This is a genomic window from Dapis brunnea BLCC-M229, assembly GCF_050015995.1.
Lineage (GTDB): Bacteria > Cyanobacteriota > Cyanobacteriia > Cyanobacteriales > Microcoleaceae > Trichodesmium.
The window spans coordinates 37,667-54,443 of the sequence record NZ_JBNHEP010000253.1; the positions used below are offsets into that span (position 1 = coordinate 37,667).

The window sequence follows — 16,777 nt, forward strand, 5'->3', positions numbered from 1 at the left end:
GGATGTAGTTGGAAGAATTCCCCCTTAATTTTTCTGCCCTTGTCTATAAAAAATCCTCACATTCTCAGCGATGGTAAACAAAAAGCTTGTACTTTTTTCCCATAAAAAAGGCTAAAGTCTTTATATGTAAATGCTTTTGGATTTAATCAGCAAGCCCTAATTAAAATTTGTTAAGATATACAATACTTGAGAGCCAATATTAATAGTTTGGCCATAAAAAAACTTAACTTACTGTTAACCTACCTAGGAGATAAATTATAAATGCTGAGATTAGAACATATAAGTAAAATATATCCTACAGGTGTTGTTCTCAAAGATGTTAACTGGGAAGTTAAACCAGGCGATCGTATTGGCTTAGTTGGTGTTAATGGAGCAGGAAAATCAACTCAATTAAAAATTATTACTGGAGAAATGGAACCTACTTCTGGAGAAGTTATTCGCCCTGCAAGTTTACATATTGCTTATCTGACTCAAGAGTTTGAAGTAAATCCTAATTGTACAGTTAGAGAGGAATTTTGGACAGTATTTACAGAGGCTAATAAAACTCACGAATCCCTTCTACAAGTACAGCGAGAAATGGAAACTGCTACTCCAGAAAAATTAGATGAACTTATTCATAAATTAGACCGTTTACAACGACAATTTGAGGCTTTAAATGGTTATGGATTAGATGCAGAAATTGAAAAAATATTGCCAGAAATGGGGTTTGAGTCTGAGGATGGCGATCGCTTAGTTAGTGCTTTTAGTGGTGGTTGGAAAATGCGGATGAGTTTAGGAAAAATTCTTTTGCAAAATCCAGATGTATTACTTTTAGACGAACCGACTAACCATCTAGATTTAGAAACTATTGAGTGGTTAGAAAATTATTTAAAAAATTTAGTAACTCCTATGGTTGTAGTTTCCCATGACCGGGAATTTCTTGACCGTCTTTGCACTCAAATTGTGGAAACGGAAAGAGGTGTTTCTACTACTTATTTGGGTAACTATTCAGCTTATTTAGAACAAAAATTAGAAAATCAAGCTGCACAACTTAGTACCTATGAACGACAACAAAAAGAAATAGAAAAGCAACAGGCTTTTGTGGAAAGGTTTCGTGCTAGTGCTACTCGTAGTACCCAAGCAAAAAGCAGGGAAAAACAATTAGAAAAAATAGAAGTTATAGAAGCTCCTACAGTAGGATTAAAAACTTTAACTTTCCATTTTCCGCCAGCGCCTCGTAGTGGTCGAGATGTAGCAATAATTAAAGATTTAGTTCATACTTATGATGAGAAAATTCTCTTTTTAGGTGCAAATTTAGAGATAGAAAGGGGAGATAGGATTGCTTTTTTAGGACCGAATGGTTGTGGGAAATCTACTTTACTGCGGATGATTATGGGATTGGAAAAACCCACAGAAGGTAAGGTCGAATTAGGTAAATACAATGTTATACCTAGTTATTTTGAGCAAAACCAAGCGGAAGCTTTAGACTTAACAAAAACTGTCATGGAAACTATCCATGATGAGGTACCTGATTGGAAAAATGAGGAAGTAAGAACTTTGCTTGGTAATTTTTTGTTTAGTGGCGATACGGTATTTAAAAAAGTAACTGCTTTGAGTGGTGGAGAAAAAGCACGTTTGGCTTTAGCAAAAATGCTCCTTAAACCAGGAAATTTTATGTTATTAGATGAACCGACAAATCATCTAGATATTCCAGCAAAGGAAATGTTAGAATCAGCACTACAAAATTATGATGGAACTGTAATTATTGTTTCTCACGACCGCTATTTTATCTCTCAAGTTGCTAATAAAATTGTGGAAATTCGAGATGGTGAATTTTATCCTTACTTAGGAGACTATCATTATTATCTAGATAAACTTGAAGAAGAGAGAGAAGGAGAAAGGTTAGCCAAAATAGCTGCTGAAAAAGCGGCTAAAAAAGCTGAAAAAGCAGCCAAGAAAAAACAGAAGGAAAAAGAGAAAGCTGCTGCTAAACGTAAATAATTTTTTAGTCTGTTATACCAAGCGTGATAAATGTTTACTACAAATAGCTAGGGGATTTTTGTTTGAGTCAACCCACCCCTAACCCCTCCTGGGAGGGGAACTCAGTCGGAACGAGTCAGAATGAATAGCTTTGATACTATTTATTAGTTCATAACTTATCTTATTAGTCAAAAGAACATATCCTGTAAAGTATGCGCGATCGCCCTTACTATTCGTAACATTCTTTTTTCAAAATGGTATTACTATAATATAGCAATTAGAGAGTGTTTGTAATCTAAGTATTAAGATACTGTTGAATGACTAAATATTAAAAGGGGAATAACTCAAGGAATAAAAATGTGAGGGATAGATAAGGTATTCTTTAACGAACTCAGAACTCAGAAGTTGTTTTTGTAAGAGGAATTTTGACCAACCCTCCAAAAACATTTCGCCTTAAAAGATGGGGTTTTAGACCCAATTATTTTGACAATAATAAAGTTATAGTTACAACCTAGTACCGCTACGCGGAAGTCAGAATTCAGAATTCAGAATTCAGAAGTTTTGATTAGTAAGGCTTTGAGTATTTTGTCACTGGTCACTTATTTCCGTCATCCTGCACTAGTATATTTGTGTCTTTTTCCCTACTCCCTATTCCCTTTTTTAGGTTTCCCAAGACATTCAATCTCTTAGCATTATATATACCAGTTTTTTTATTTTTATCTTCTAGCTGTCTTAGGAATTAGACCATTTCACGGAAGTCAAAAGTCATGTATTCAAAAGTTAAAAGTAAGATTTTATAGACTGCAAACTTTGATGCTATAGTGCAAACTTTGATGCTATAGTAATTTCGGAAAATTATTCCACATCTGACAGTTTGAAACTATTTGTGACATCCTTAAAAGTGAATTGGTATCATACCAATTTTAAAAAAGAATGTTACAAAACTCTAGTTATAGGCTACAGGAAACAGCTCATCTGGCAACAGAGATTCATAGCAAACATTTATCAAACTGGTATTAGTTATTATAATTCAAATTCCTATATTATCATTGCTATACTCTAAGGGTGGTAAATTATAGTTATTTTAGACCTTTGAAGCAATTTGGTTTAAAACTTTACAGTCTATATAGTATCTACAATTGCCTGGGATTTAACTCCTATCCAATTGAACTATTACAGCATTTTTAGAGTTAATGAGGTACAAAATTTTGGAGCAGTAGGGAACAGGGAACAGGGAAAAGAGAAGAGGAAATAAAGGTTAATTTTAAAGTGTACCTCATCATCCGCGCAAAGTGCTGTAACCTAACACCTAAAACCTACTACCTAAAACCTTCTTCAATATTCAGTTTAATATTTTGGTAGGATTCTAATTATGACTATCGTTGCTCTTTTTCAAAGTACATTTTTACTCAGCAGTCTAATGGTATTTTGGGGTTATTCACAGCCAATGCTTAAAGCATTTAATTATCCAATTAATCCCCCAAATAATGTATTAGTTGCTCAAAATTCCACACCAGTTGCAGTAGAATTTCAGGAAATTTTGCCGAAAATAAAAGAACAAACTCAAATACCAATTTTGCTACCTAGTAAATTATTAATTACAGGTACAGATAGAAAGATTTATGTTGAGGGTAAAGGTACAAGTAATGGTTATGAAATTACTTTAGCTTTTGAACCTAATTGTACTGGTAATGCTTGTTCAATTGGTTATATCAGTGCTGAAAAAGGTGGTAAATCTTTAGAAGATGAATTTAGTAGAGAATTGAGTTTAGTACAAAACATTAAAGGATATTTTAGACCCTTAACTTGTGCTGCATCTTGTGCGCTTCCAATTATTGGTTGGGAATATAAAGGAGTGTTTTATCGCATTTCTTTAAAAGGTGTTGGTCAAAGTCCTGAAATTGAAGGAGACACTTTAGCAAAAATGGCTAATTCTGCCATTGAAGCGGGGGCAAGATAAGATTAATTAGGGTTTGCTGAAAAAAGCAGAGTGTGGGGAGGGTGGGGAGACTAATAACTGAGAACTGAAATGACTCTACCTAAATCTTCTCTATTACTCTGACAAATAAGTGAAAAAAATTACTAATGAAACAACTTAGTCTATTTCCGGAATGGGAAGATGAAACTGCCAAAATACCTATCAATACCTGTGATGAAAGACAGCGCATAGAAGCTAAATTTTCACATCTCATTCAAGAGGAACTAAAGTTAGGTAAACTGGTCTCTTATATTGGCAATAAATCTCTACCAATTCTAGGTTTATATAGATATAAAGAAGCCTTTGCATTTTCATTTGTTGAGGAATTTATTAAGCGATTCCAACTAAAAGACAAAAACTTAATTTTTGAGCCTTTTTGTGGTATGGGAACAACACCATTTACTGCAATGCACGCTAATATTAAAGCTGTAGCAATTGATAAATTACCAATAGCAGCTTTTATCGCTAATACTATGCCTTTATTCTGGCTAGTAGAACCTTCTTCCCTGCACCATAATTTTGAATTATTAAAAAATAAATTAAGACAATTTGACCCTGCTGATATTGCCTCTGATGTGGCAATTATGAAAAAGGCATTCTCAGCAGAAACTTTGACAGAACTTTGCCAATGGAAAAGTGCAATATAAACTTTATCTAGTCCTATAAAAGATATTTTTTTACTATTGTTTTTATCAATTTTGGAACCTTGTAGTTATACAGCTAAAGACGGGCAATTTTTAAGAATCAAAAAGGATAAAAAAATTTATTCTCCCATTGAAATACTGCAACAAAAAATATATCAAGCACAACAAGATATCTTATCTATGCGAACTTTATGGGGGAATAAAAAACGCCAACCTCCTGAAATTCAATTAGCAGATGCTCGTGACTTAAAGAATGTTCAATTTTCCCAAAAACCTACTGCTATAATTACTTCACCTCCATACCCTAACCGTTATGATTATACTCGTATCTATTCTTTAGAACTTTGTTTTAACTTTGTCAAAAATTTTGAAGAGTTAAAAGAGTTACGGTTTAGTGTTTTGCGCTCCCATATAGAATCAAAAGTTCAGAATAATGATACTCCAAATCATCCAGTTATTGCTGAGGTAGTAGATATTTTGCGACAACAAGGTAAAGTCTTAAATAACCCTCGAATTCCTGATATGTTAGTCGGGTATTTTGTTGATATGGGTCAGGTTATTCAGGAGTGGTCTAGGGTATTAGCTCCTGGTGCTAAAGTTGCTATGGTAGTTGATAATGTTAGGTTTGCAGGTGAGTTAGTACCTGTGGATTTAATATTATCTGAAATGGCAGAAAAAGTAGAGTTTAAAGTTGAGAGAATTATTGTTGCTCGCTACAAGGGTAATAGTTCACAGCAAATGGGTAAATATGACAGAATTCCAGTGCGTGAAAGTGTTGTTGTTTGGCAAAAAATTTGAAGGTTTAAGTTGTGGTAAATGAGGATAAACGCCAAGCTTGGATGTTAGACCAGCTTGCTAAAAGTGAACTTTTTCATCAAAAGCTACATGAATGGGGAATGTTAGAAATTGCGGATAAAATAGAGGAGGTAAAAGGAGAAACATTGGAATGGAATTTACAGAATTTAGGTATTTCTCAAACAGCATGGAATAAAGTAATTCATTGAGGAATTAAACCTGTAATTGTTTTTGCTCATCCCCAAGTTTTAATTAATATTCTATGTTCTGTTAGCTATTATAGAATGTTAGCAATGGTCTCTCAAAAGTCTATGAGTCAATTTGGATTATCAATTATTCGTTATGAGCAAGGTAGTAGTTTAACTGATGAATTAATTGCTATAGAAATTTATCAACATTTGAACAAAATTATTAGTTATCTTGTTGAAGCTGATGGGCAAATTGACTCCCGTGAATTTAATATTTGGCGAGGTATGGCCGCAGGCGCTCAAGCTCAAGGTTCGTGGCAGAATATCAAGGGAAATAAAATTGAAATTATCATTCGAGGACTATTAGAAAGAAGGTTAAATGAACGAAGATTGGTAACTAATGAAAATCTTGATGCTTCTACAATAAATTTGCTTGATGGTAGGGTTATTATATTTGCAGATGAACCAGATATAGGAATTTATAAAGATGAAAAAATTATAGCTGCTGTTGAAATAAAAGGAGGTATTGATCGAGCTGGTATTTTAGAGAGAATAGGTGCTGCAATTAAAAGTTTAAGTCGAGCGAAAACAATTAATTCTGAATCAATAACAGTTTTGATTTTACAAGGTGTGTCTATTACTCAACAAGCAATAGATGACCTGAATAACCATCAACTTATTGTCAATCATTGGTTCACTGTTGAAGAAGTCTTGGAAAATAACCAAAAGCAAAAACAATTATTTGCAATACTAGATATTTAATCTTAAATTCATCTTATTTAGCTCAGACAAATTTTAATTTTATATATTAAGTTCTCTGTTCCTTGTTCCCTTCTTAAAAATTAGTTGTATAGTAAGCATTCAGTTACTAGCATAAGGATAAGTGAAGGAGCGAAGAATTAAAATTTACGAGTCGTCCTTGGAATAGAGGCAATACAAAAGATTGAAAAATACTCCCCTACTCCCCTACTCCCTTTCTTTTAAGATTAGAATCAGATTTTTCCCATCATTAAATCTTTCTATCCATTACTCCTCAGTGGAAAATCACAAACATTTTCATTTTATGAAGCTCATGAAAAAAATCGGCGGGTCAAAGGATTTTCGGTTGCATCCTCACAAAAATTCTGATATCATAAAAACTATATGGTGTAGCTCGCCTATATACATGAGTTTTTATTCAACTAAAAAAGTATAGTTTCTCAGCGATAGAACTCCGTTCCGCTTCGCGATCGAGAATGCTGTAGAAAGGAAAATCAATCTAAAAATACCAAATGCGTTCCATATACAAAATTAATGCTCTTGAGGCCACACTACTCAAAATGAAACGCAAAGCAAAACGCTAAAATCTTTCTTAACTAAATCTTAACCATTTACTGCTGATGGTTGATCGTCAATAGGAATTCTAGGAAAGGTAGGCAAATCTATTGCTCCTAATGATAAGTCCTGTTTTTCTGGAACTTCTGACACCACATCTTCTTCAAAAGGTTCAGACTCAAATATAGGAGTGTTCCAAGTTGGTAAATGTAACTTACTACTTACTGGTGTTGTTTGTTCCATATCTTGCTGCACTTCCTCTGCAACTTCAGAAAAATCTTCTGCATCTATTTCTGGATTTATTTCTGTTTCTAGTTCAGGTTGATACTCACAAACATTCCACTTTCCTGTAGATATATTCCATGATATGCGTTCGTGTTTAATCCCTCTGTTTGATTCTTCTTCAAAAGTCTCTACTTTTTTAGGTTCTGCTATAACCTTATTTTCTTCCAATCTTTCTACTTCCTGATATTTACTTTGCTCTTCAGTTAAATCATTTTCTATAACCACATACTCTCCTACTTCTGTCTCTTGTAAAATATCTTTTTGGGATGCTTCCTCTGCTGATTCATAATCTGAAACTTCACCTATTCTACTAAATGAGGGTAGGCTAGGATTTAATGTACTTTCGCTAACCTCAGCAAAAAAGTCATTCTCAGGAGTATTTTCTTCTGATGATGATACTTGTTGGGGTGTTGTCAAACCTTGAGGTAAATCTAACTTTTTTCCCAAATTAATCTTAGCAATACCTATTTCTTTCTTGTCAAGAATAGATTCTTCTTCTTGTTGATTTTTTATTTGTGCAGACCAAGGTTTAACTGGTTCTGAATTTATCAGAGGTAATATTTTCGTGTTAGTCTGAATGAAAGGATTTTCTTCCTTAGAAGGTTTAGATTTAGAACTTATCTGAGATGTTTCTTCTTTTAAAGGTTCTGATTTAGAACTTACTTGAGATGCCATAACTTGAGATAGTTCTGTAGGTTTTTCTATTGGTTGATTTACCGTATCCATTCTCCCTGGCATTTCCAAGCATCTTTCTAAAGCTGCTTTAAATTGCAGAGTTTGCTGCTGCTGGCGGTATAGTCTTGAGCGTAACTCTCGGCAACTATTTTCTAATTCTTTAAGATGATAACTTTGTTGGTTATAAGATTGTTTGGTTAACGCACATTCTCTTTCCATTTGTGCCTGTTGTTGTTGACTATTTTCCCACTTATCTGTTAGAGACTCCACTAAAACTTCCTGGCGCTGAATAATTTGATTACACAATTCTAGTTTGTAGAATAGACGAGTTACCTGCTGTTGAGTTGCTGCTAGTTCTCTAGTTCTTTCTTCTAGTAACTTTTCTTGATTTTCTAGAGTTTTCTGACATTCTTCCAAAGATGTTTCTAATTCTGTAACTCGATTTATCAGTTCACGGTTACATTCATGCAAAGCTTCCATAAGATTTGCAGATTCTAGCTCTTCGGTAGAGTTTTTTGTCAAAACTACTTTAACTTCTGGAACTTCCTGGGACTTTCTTTCAGTTCTATCTCGATGATCTAACGTTAAATCTTTTACTTCTGGTGAGGTTGTTTCTAATACTGGAATTGAATCTACACTAATAGAATCAGGAAAATTAACGGTCTCCCACTCATCATTCTCTGGAGATGTTTGTTTTTCTGGAGCTAGATGTTGTTCGATTTTGTCCACTTCATGAGTATAGTCCAGTTTTTGGTGATTTACTGGATCATTTGTTTCTGATAAGTGCTGGTTTCCAGGAAGTTCAGCTTCTGGCATTGCTTTCACCTAGATTCTACAAATTGCCTTATTGTTTCTATCTTTAATCTTAATGTTATCATCCCTGACCGTCAACTATTTCGTCTAGGTAATACCAAATTTATCAATGTTTGCTACAAATAGTTAGGCTATTTCTGAGAATTCAGGAGTCAGAATTAATAGGTTGAATACCATTTTTTATGTCGTAATTTATCTTTTCGTCAAATATAAATTTCTGATCGAGTCTTTTAATACTGCTGATTATTCGTAACATTCTTTTGTAAAAATTGTATAATATGCTTAGTTATACCAAATTGATAAATGTTTGCTACAAATAGCTAGGGGATTTTTGTTTGAGCCAACCCACCCTTAACCCTTCCCAGGAGGCGAACTCAGTCGGACCGAGTCAGAATGAATAGCTTCAATACCATTTCTTCGTTCATAACTTATTTTATTAGTCAAAGGGACATCTCCTGTAAAGTATTTTTATCGCCCTTATTATTCGTAACATTATTTTTTCACCCTTGGTATTATACCAATTCCCATGCATTAATCCTATACTTAAGTAACATTTCAGTTATTAAGTAATTAAAAAGGGCAGAATAAATTTTTTGCTAATTTCAGCCAAGTTAATGTTAATTATTCTTATGTTTACTTCTCGCTCTCGGACATTGCATGCAACGTCCCTACTACTCCCCCTCCTGGGAGGGGTTAGGGGTGGGTCCCCGGCTCAATAAAATTTTGAGAAATGGTATTATACATTTGGCACAAAAATCAGGTTTTATTCTAGGGTCTGCTGAATAAATCACCGAACCCATACATATCAGAGGTTTAATTGCTCAATCAGATTGAATAGAGTCCATTGACATCCTCCCGACGCTGCTCTACGAGACAGGGTGGGATTCCCTAACATCACTACTAGGGGCTTTCTGCTTCAATGCACCCGCCTTCCGAGATTTACTCTCTTCTGGTCTTACGGTCGCTCCACAGACTGACACTGCGAGTCCCGCAGCCAAAATATTTACCGAAGCGTTTATGTCCCGGTCATGGTGAGCTGCACACTCTGGGCAATCCCACTCTCTTATATTTAAAGGTAATTTTTCTACTATATGCCCACAATTAGAACAACGCTTTGAACTGGGAAAATATCTATCAATCTTGATTAATTCCCGTCCATACCAATCAGCTTTGTATTCTAATTGCCTTACTAATTCAGACCAGTTGGCATCACTTATTGCTTTGGCTAATTTATGGTTTTTGACCATGTTTTTTACTGCCAAGTCTTCAACTACAACAGTTTGATTTTCTCTGATTAGTTGAGTGGTTAGCTTATGGGTGTAATCAAGCCTTGAATCTTTAATTTTTGCGTGTATCCTAGCGACTTTCAGCCTAGCCTTTTGATAATTATTAGACCCCTTGGTTTTTCTAGATAGAGACTTTTGAGTCAATCTCAGTTTTTTGTGTAATTTGTTGAGATTCTTTGGGTTAGCAATTTTTTCTCCATTACTGGTAGTAACTAAACTGGTAATTCCTAAGTCAATACCTATTTGTTTGGTTACTGGTTTGAGCAATAAATTTCTAGTGTCGTTGACTCTCAAAGATATAGACCATCTACCAGAGGGGTCAAGTTTCACTGTGATTGTAGTTGGTACACAACCAAGTGGTAGTTGCCTACTCCATCTAATTGATAATGGTTCAAGACATTTGGCTAAATATACTTGACCATCTTTCCATTTGAATGCCGACTTCGTAAATTCAGCACTACCACCATTCCGTTTTTTCTTAAAGTTAGGATATTTGGCACGTCCACTAAAAAAATTGGTGAAGGCAGTCTGTAGATGTCTTAAACCTTGCTGCAATGGTACACTGCTTACTCTGTCAAGAAAATCTAAATCTTCCTGCTTTTTCCAGTTGGTAAGCATAGCCGAAGTTTGTTTGTAGCTCACTCGTTGCTTTTGCTCATACCAAGCTTGAGTTCTAGCAGCTAAAGCTTTGTTGTAGACTAGACGCACGCAACCCAAAGTCCTGTGCAACAGATTTTCCTGTTCAGGAGTTGGGTAGAATCTAAATTTGTACGCTTTTTCGACCATCTACTGTTTACTTCTCAATATTTACATTTTAGCATATTATATGTGAAACCACAACATTGATTGGTTTTCCCATCTCTCAGCTCCCCTAATAGCTGCCGCTAGGCTCCGCCTTTCATGTCGGCGACAGCCGAAACGGGAGAGCGCGGGTCAAGGGCCAACGTTGAGATCAAATGACTAAATCAAGATCAAAAACTAGGAATTTTTCCTTCACATGACTGGGAAAAATGCAGAAAAATTAGCAGTCAAATTATTGCCCATTACCTATTCCCAATTCCCTTTCGCGATCCAAAGACTTTTTCAACAAGACCTATTCTAAATTTGCAGCAGCTTGAGATTTATGGCCATATTTTTATTTCTCACTGATTGTGAAATACAATGGAAATCTAGAGAAATAATTAATATATTGATTTAGCCTAACTTCCAGAGGACTTTTTCCATGGCTTTAAATTTTAGATTTGCTGTTGCGAGTGACTTACATATTGCAGTCCCTCATACTATTGCTGAACAAGCACATCGTTTTCATTCAGTAGAAGTTAGTATTCCTGCTTTGGAAGTAGTACTCGAACATTTAAGTAAGTTAGATATTGATTTTTTACTACTACCTGGAGACCTAACTCAAGATGGTGAACCAGAAAATCATACCTGGTTAAGCAAAAGATTAGCTGCACTTCCTTACCCTGTTTATGTAGTTCCTGGTAATCACGATGTACCTGTCAAATTTGCCAATGATTATTCTATTGGTTTAGCAGATTTTCCTAGTTATTATCATCATTGTGGATATGATTATCAGCAACGATTATATTATACTGAACAAGTATTGCCTGGAGTGCGAATAATTGGGCTTAATTCTAATCAATTTGATACTTCAGGGAAACAAGAATATACTGGTGGTTTAGAGACAGAACAATTAGACTGGTTGCAACAGGTTTTAACCACTGCTGAAGAGGAATTAGTGATGGTAATTATACATCACAATGTGATTGAACATTTGCCAGATCAATATAATAATCCTCTTGGTCGTCGTTATATGTTAGAAAATAGGTCTGTATTGTTAGATATTCTCCAATATTATGGTGTAAAACTTATATTTACTGGTCATCTTCATGTTCAGGATATTGCTGAATATGAAGGAATTTATGAAATTACAACTGGTTCTTTAGTTAGTTATCCTCATCCTTATCGGATAATTGATTTTACTACTGATGCCAATGGTCAACAGTCTTTAAAAATTGAGAGTCATCGCGTTAATTCTTTGCCCAACTTACCTAATCTGAGTAATATTTCTAGGGACTGGATCGGCGATCGTTCTTTTCATTTTATGTCTAAACTTTTGACTAATCCTCCTTTAAATTTATCCCCAGAAGTTGCCAAAAAACTTGCTCCTAGTCTGCGTTATTTTTGGGCTGATATTGCTGCTGGCGACGCTGTGTTAGACTTTCCTCATTTTCCGCCTCATGCTCGACGCTATTTTCAAAGTTTTAGTGCAACAAATAATATTGACAATAATGCAACTTTACTGTTGCCATAAAATTGGTCTATTTGTCTGAATAAATAATGAGACATCTTGCCAAAATAAAAATCAACCTTTTTTGATTTTGATTATATCAGTTAAAGCAAAGGACGCGGATATTACTAAAGACTGTTTGCGGAGCATTTCCTTAGGAAAAAATCACTCAGATATTACTTCTGACTTCTGAGTTGCCCCTAGCTCTATACCTTTTTATTCTGTTTCTCTTTTGTATTCTATGTTTCTCATTTTGGCAGGAAGTCTATTAATTTTAGACTCTCTTTTCAAAAGGTAAAAAGTAGTCAAGTCAAAAGTTAATAGTTTTAGCTTTTGAGCTTTGACTCATTATCAGTTGTTTCTGCTTCAAGAAGGTTGACGACAAATACCAAATACAGAGGTATAACCATGTAAAAATGTATTATTACCCACAGGGCCAATTTCACCATTACAGAAAAAGCCACTTATCGGGATATTCAAATAACGACTAAATAATCTAGAATCAAAGTTAGGTTTACCATATAGTCCCTCCCCGCGTCCCAAACAAGAGAACATTAAAGCAGTAGCATTCTTTGTAGAAGTAGTCTCAGAAGCCACTTCTCTTTGATAACGTTGTAGTAACATTTCTAAATCTTCTGCTGAAGTATAGGCATCCCGTAAATGAAATTGAATTCGTTGGCCAGTCCTAACTCGATCACCTATGGCGATCGCTCCTGCTTTAGGGTCTACCCCAATCAAATTACGGATTAAAAAGTCTCCCTGTTCTAAATTTTGCTTAAATTCGTCTCCGACTATACCGACAAATAGAGAGTTTTCTGCTAGTTTTCTGTCTTTTTCGCTGAGATTTTGTAATAAATTTTGTAATGCTTCTAATGGAGATTGTTTAACACCATCACTAACTATTTGGCCAGAACTAACTAATTCTTCCAGTTCTAGAACAATATTACGTTCTCCTTCAGTAACACGATAAGGTTTGCCAATAGGCCGACAGCCTTGAGCTACTATTGTGTCTAAGATAATCTTGCCAGATAGAGAGATTCCTACAGCTCCTTCTTGGTAGAGGCGATCTTGAAAAAAGAGTCCAGCATTGTTGCCAGTTAGGCCACTACTAGCTAATCCTCCCACCTTGGGTGAATTAGGATAAGCATAATCTAATCCTTGAAGCAAGTCATTGATTTTAGCGGAAAATGGATCCGCGAGTATAATAAATTGGGGTTTGTTTACAGTGGGTACTCCGATTAGATCGCACCACTGGTCGGGAGAACTGTCTAAGTCAGGTAGTTCTTCTGCCGATATGTGAAAAGCTTTTACTGTTACTTCTGGTAAATTTGCCAAACTGAGGCTAATGGCAGTTTGTTGTTCAACTTCCTGTGGTTTTCCCTCCTCATTCATACCAACAATACCCCCACCACCACAGCCTATTATAATTGTTTCTGGTAGATATTCTTTTAGCAAGGGCATAACTCGTGGATATTCACTGGTAAAAGCTGATGAGATAAATACCAATCCTAAATCTGCTGTAGTTCCTAATGACTCTAAACTTTTTTCTGCTACTTCTTTAACTGCTGCTTCTAATGAGGGACGGGTTGAAATAGAATTTGACCACCGCATCTGTTTGACGCTCCTTATAACTTATGATTATATTTGTGAACTACCCAAAGCTGACCCTAATCAGGTACAGCATGAGCTTCTGCATTCACAGGGATCTGCCCAAACCTAGACTTACGCCCAAGCTTAGGACTTACATTCCCTCCAGCAGCAGAGACGGCTGTTCCATCCGTCTGTAGTATTCTGATTCCTTCTGCTCTAATATTATGTGCTGCATTCCCATCACGGTCATGTTTAGTCCCACAATTATGACAAGTCCACTCTCTTACATTTAGTAGTATTTCATCAACCTGATAAAAACAATTAGAGCAGATTTTAGAACTAGGAAACCATCTATCAATTTATACTAATTTACCATCATTACGTTCCAACTTGTAAGCTAGGAAATTGACAAACATTCCCCATCCACAATCAGAAATACTTTTAGCCAGTTTCTGATTAAAAACCATGCCTAGAATATGAATATTTTCCACTACTACCGTTTGGTTTTCACGGACTAACTTAGCACTAAGTTTATGTAAAAAATCCTGACGTGAATTACTAACTCTTTCGGATACTTTAGCTACAAGTTTTCTATACCTCTTTCTTGAATTACTGCCTTTTTCTTTTCTAGCTAGTTTCTTTTGTTTTCGTTTGAGGTTATTCTCATGTTTGAGAAAATGTTTAGGATACTCATATTTACTCACTTTTTTACCATTATTGGTAATAGCAAAATATTTAATCCCTAAGTCAACACCAATAATTCCATCAGGTTGATGAGTATTACTTCCTTGATTTTATACTTCAAACAGAATAGAAGCAAAGTATTTTCCTGAATGATTTAAACTGACAGTAACAGTTTTGATTTCCCCTTCAATCTGTCGATGTATTTTAGCCTTGATTGCTGATTTCATCTTAGAACAGTGAGAGAATGTCAAATTGGTTATATATAATAGTTTCTTGGCCTAAGTCCCGATGGTGCCATTTGGAAAAAATTTGGCTACAAATTGTTAGGTAGAGGAGCCGTCGGATTGGCTAAGGACAGGAGTCAGGAGCCTAAATTCTGAATTTAGAAGACACCGTATATAATAAATTAAGGATTTTATATATCTATAAGAATTAAATGGAGTCCCTCAAAAGATTATAGTTCCATTCATCAACTTCTAGAGTTGATTTCATCCCCAATCTTAACTATTTCTTGTAGAGGTTTGTTATCTATATTTTTGTCTATTGGCAGATGTTTGAATTTATTGCTATTGACATCAAAATTATTTCTAGTTACTAGAATGCTTATTTAATTTTTGAATAAGCTCTAACTTGGTCACTATAAATATAAAGATCTACAGAAATAGTCTGAGTTTTACTATTATTTTTTATTTGCTTTAATAATTTTTACTTATAGAACAACTTGTCATTTTAGCTATGTTAGTATGTTAAATGTTGTTTTGAAGCCTGGACATTTAACAGTCTGATGCTTTGATTCTTGGTGGGCAAATCTTAAAAGATCAAGATCATTTGGTTAAGAACCTCTGAAAACCTATATAACATATAACTAGGAAAGAGGAATAATTTTAGCTGATTTCTTGGCCTGTTTTTCAATTCCTAGCCCTTGTTCTAGTGTTCTAGTTTAGTTAGGAATTAGATCCTAAAATCTGTAGGTAGTAAGTCAAAATTAAGAAAACTATGACTAATAATGACATTCAAGAAAAAATTGAACAAGAGCGCGAGATAGCTCGTAACGCTTGTGATTCTTCTGGTGCTAACTCTAAAGAATGTGCAGCAGCTTGGGATGTGGTGGAAGAACTTCAAGCTGAAGCTTCTCATCAAAACGAGAAAAAGCCTAAAAACTCCTTTGAAAATTATTGCGATGATAATCCTGACGCTGCTGAGTGTCGAGTATACGATAACTAGAATCAACTAACTAATTCAATAAACCTAACAAATGGCGGTAGAAAGTTAGCCAGGCGGATTTATCCCCTGGTTGAATAGCGACACGCGGGTTTTAACCAGAAGTAAAAATCTGCTATGCTAGAAACAACTTGTAAGAACAAGGTTTGTCGCCATGACCTTTAGCTAGTGCGGTGAGATTCCGGTGGACACGAGACGGGGAATTAATTTCCTACGACGGCTGTTTGCGCAGCATTCCGAAGGAAAAGCAAGCAATACAGCTAGAACAGCGATTTATCTCAACGTTGGTTGAAGACCCGCGCTCTCCTGAAAGGGAGCGTTGGGATTAAAACTAATTAATTTTGCGGTTTTTACAAGTTTTGTGCTATACTAGATAAACTAAGGCTGCTGGGCTAGCAGTGTCAGTCTGTGGAGCGACCGTAATACCAGAAAGAGGTTCGGCCTTGGAGGCAGGTGCTATGAAGCAGAAAGACCTAATCCGCGAGGTTTAGGAATCCCGCAATGCCCTTGTAAGCGCAACGTCGGGATGATGTCAATGCTCCAATATATTGAGTAAAACCACTCTCACAGTAAGGTAACAGGTAGATTGTTTTCTACTCCGAGGATTCTAGAAGTCTGTTGAGAGGCTCGAAGCAAAAGTGGGTTTATCCCTTTTGCAGTGTTTTTTTCACAGAATCCAGGGTGTTTCAACCCCTGGAGATGTCAATATAGTTTGTTTGTTGAATTATATTATATCCAGAAGGTAAGTAACTGAAATCCTTGACTTTGTGACTCAGTTGCTTACCTAAAAATTCATTTTCATACCTTCACATCCTCCCGACGTTGCAAAACTGTGACAACGCTTGATTCCTCAAACTTATGAGGTGAAGTTTCTACTTCTCGCGCACCTGCGTCCGAAGTCGAATCTCTTTTCAGTCTAAAGGATAGCTGCACAGTACATCGCCAAATATTTTACCAATTCAACGACTACCCTAGAAACTGTCAGCCATCAGTCTCATGTATAGTAGAAATTTTCTGGCAGAAGCAATATTGATTAGTTTTCCCATAGGAAGCTC

13 protein-coding genes and 1 pseudogene are annotated in these 16,777 nt (G+C 35.5%); 8 read left to right on the forward strand and 6 right to left on the reverse strand.

The genetic code is table 11. The features are described from left to right. Positions 1-261 precede the first annotated feature (261 nt). From ACP6PM_RS29315 to ACP6PM_RS29340, 6 genes are all read left to right on the forward strand, one after another. Positions 262-1,980, forward strand: a complete 1,719-nt coding sequence (locus ACP6PM_RS29315) for an ABC-F family ATP-binding cassette domain-containing protein (protein ID WP_426590411.1) — start codon at positions 262-264, stop codon at positions 1,978-1,980. Positions 1,981-3,331: 1,351 nt separating this feature from the next. Beyond that, positions 3,332-3,919, forward strand: a complete 588-nt coding sequence (locus ACP6PM_RS29320; protein WP_426590412.1) for a hypothetical protein — start codon at positions 3,332-3,334, stop codon at positions 3,917-3,919. Positions 3,920-4,044: 125 nt separating this feature from the next. Further along, positions 4,045-4,584 (forward strand): hypothetical protein, encoded by a 540-nt coding sequence (locus ACP6PM_RS29325; protein ID WP_426590413.1) that lies wholly within the window; start codon positions 4,045-4,047, stop codon positions 4,582-4,584. A gap of 36 nt (positions 4,585-4,620) precedes the next feature. Continuing rightward, positions 4,621-5,379 carry a hypothetical protein gene (locus ACP6PM_RS29330; RefSeq protein ID WP_426590414.1) on the forward strand — a complete coding sequence of 253 codons (759 nt, stop codon included), beginning with the start codon at positions 4,621-4,623 and terminating at the stop codon, positions 5,377-5,379. Between the two features lie 11 nt (positions 5,380-5,390). Then, positions 5,391-5,585: a hypothetical protein gene (locus tag ACP6PM_RS29335; RefSeq protein ID WP_426590415.1), complete on the forward strand. Its 195-nt coding sequence runs from the start codon at positions 5,391-5,393 to the stop codon at positions 5,583-5,585. Between the two features lie 3 nt (positions 5,586-5,588). Beyond that, the gene (locus ACP6PM_RS29340) at positions 5,589-6,326 is read left to right on the forward strand and encodes an XcyI family restriction endonuclease (RefSeq protein ID WP_426590454.1); all 738 of its coding nucleotides are present in this window, start codon (positions 5,589-5,591) and stop codon (positions 6,324-6,326) included. Positions 6,327-6,926: 600 nt separating this feature from the next. Here the strand turns inward: ACP6PM_RS29340 and ACP6PM_RS29345 are convergent. Both ACP6PM_RS29345 and ACP6PM_RS29350 read right to left on the reverse strand, forming a co-directional pair. After that, positions 6,927-8,654 carry a hypothetical protein gene (locus ACP6PM_RS29345; protein WP_426590416.1) on the reverse strand — a complete coding sequence of 576 codons (1,728 nt, stop codon included), beginning with the start codon at positions 8,652-8,654 and terminating at the stop codon, positions 6,927-6,929. An 863-nt stretch (positions 8,655-9,517) separates the two neighbouring features. After that, positions 9,518-10,723 (reverse strand): RNA-guided endonuclease InsQ/TnpB family protein, encoded by a 1,206-nt coding sequence (locus ACP6PM_RS29350; protein ID WP_426590417.1) that lies wholly within the window; start codon positions 10,721-10,723, stop codon positions 9,518-9,520. Positions 10,724-11,159: 436 nt separating this feature from the next. Between ACP6PM_RS29350 and ACP6PM_RS29355 the strand changes: the two genes are divergently transcribed. Further along, a complete protein-coding gene (locus tag ACP6PM_RS29355) occupies positions 11,160-12,251 on the forward strand; it encodes a metallophosphoesterase family protein (protein ID WP_426590418.1) in 1,092 nt (363 codons plus the stop codon). Positions 12,252-12,593: 342 nt separating this feature from the next. Here the strand turns inward: ACP6PM_RS29355 and ACP6PM_RS29360 are convergent, their stop codons facing one another. The 3 genes and pseudogenes from ACP6PM_RS29360 to ACP6PM_RS29370 all read right to left on the reverse strand — a co-directional run. Continuing rightward, positions 12,594-13,838, reverse strand: a complete 1,245-nt coding sequence (locus ACP6PM_RS29360) for an FIST signal transduction protein (protein WP_426590419.1) — start codon at positions 13,836-13,838, stop codon at positions 12,594-12,596. A 56-nt stretch (positions 13,839-13,894) separates the two neighbouring features. Beyond that, entirely contained in the window at positions 13,895-14,176 is a 282-nt protein-coding gene (locus ACP6PM_RS29365) for a zinc ribbon domain-containing protein (protein WP_426590455.1), read from the reverse strand. Beyond that, positions 14,177-14,587: pseudogene (locus tag ACP6PM_RS29370) on the reverse strand (RNA-guided endonuclease InsQ/TnpB family protein); the annotation flags it as partial. Between the two features lie 910 nt (positions 14,588-15,497). On the opposite strand from ACP6PM_RS29370, the gene ACP6PM_RS29375 reads away from it, so the two are divergent. Then, a complete protein-coding gene (locus ACP6PM_RS29375) occupies positions 15,498-15,725 on the forward strand; it encodes a Calvin cycle protein CP12 (protein WP_426590420.1) in 228 nt (75 codons plus the stop codon). Positions 15,726-16,520: 795 nt separating this feature from the next. Here the strand turns inward: ACP6PM_RS29375 and ACP6PM_RS29380 are convergent. After that, positions 16,521-16,655: a hypothetical protein gene (locus ACP6PM_RS29380; RefSeq protein WP_426590421.1), complete on the reverse strand. Its 135-nt coding sequence runs from the start codon at positions 16,653-16,655 to the stop codon at positions 16,521-16,523. Positions 16,656-16,777: the final 122 nt, after the last annotated feature.

Bases quoted from the DNA above. Each gene is read 5' to 3' on its own strand.
- ACP6PM_RS29315 (WP_426590411.1), top strand. From the start codon at position 262: ATGCTGAGATTAGAACATATAAGTAAAATATATCCTACAGGTGTTGTT.
- ACP6PM_RS29320 (WP_426590412.1), top strand. From the start codon at position 3,332: ATGACTATCGTTGCTCTTTTTCAAAGTACATTTTTACTCAGCAGTCTA.
- ACP6PM_RS29325 (WP_426590413.1), top strand. From the start codon at position 4,045: ATGAAACAACTTAGTCTATTTCCGGAATGGGAAGATGAAACTGCCAAA.
- ACP6PM_RS29345 (WP_426590416.1), bottom strand. From the start codon at position 8,654: ATGCCAGAAGCTGAACTTCCTGGAAACCAGCACTTATCAGAAACAAAT.
- ACP6PM_RS29350 (WP_426590417.1), bottom strand. From the start codon at position 10,723: ATGGTCGAAAAAGCGTACAAATTTAGATTCTACCCAACTCCTGAACAG.
- ACP6PM_RS29355 (WP_426590418.1), top strand. From the start codon at position 11,160: ATGGCTTTAAATTTTAGATTTGCTGTTGCGAGTGACTTACATATTGCA.
- ACP6PM_RS29360 (WP_426590419.1), bottom strand. From the start codon at position 13,838: ATGCGGTGGTCAAATTCTATTTCAACCCGTCCCTCATTAGAAGCAGCA.
- ACP6PM_RS29375 (WP_426590420.1), top strand. From the start codon at position 15,498: ATGACTAATAATGACATTCAAGAAAAAATTGAACAAGAGCGCGAGATA.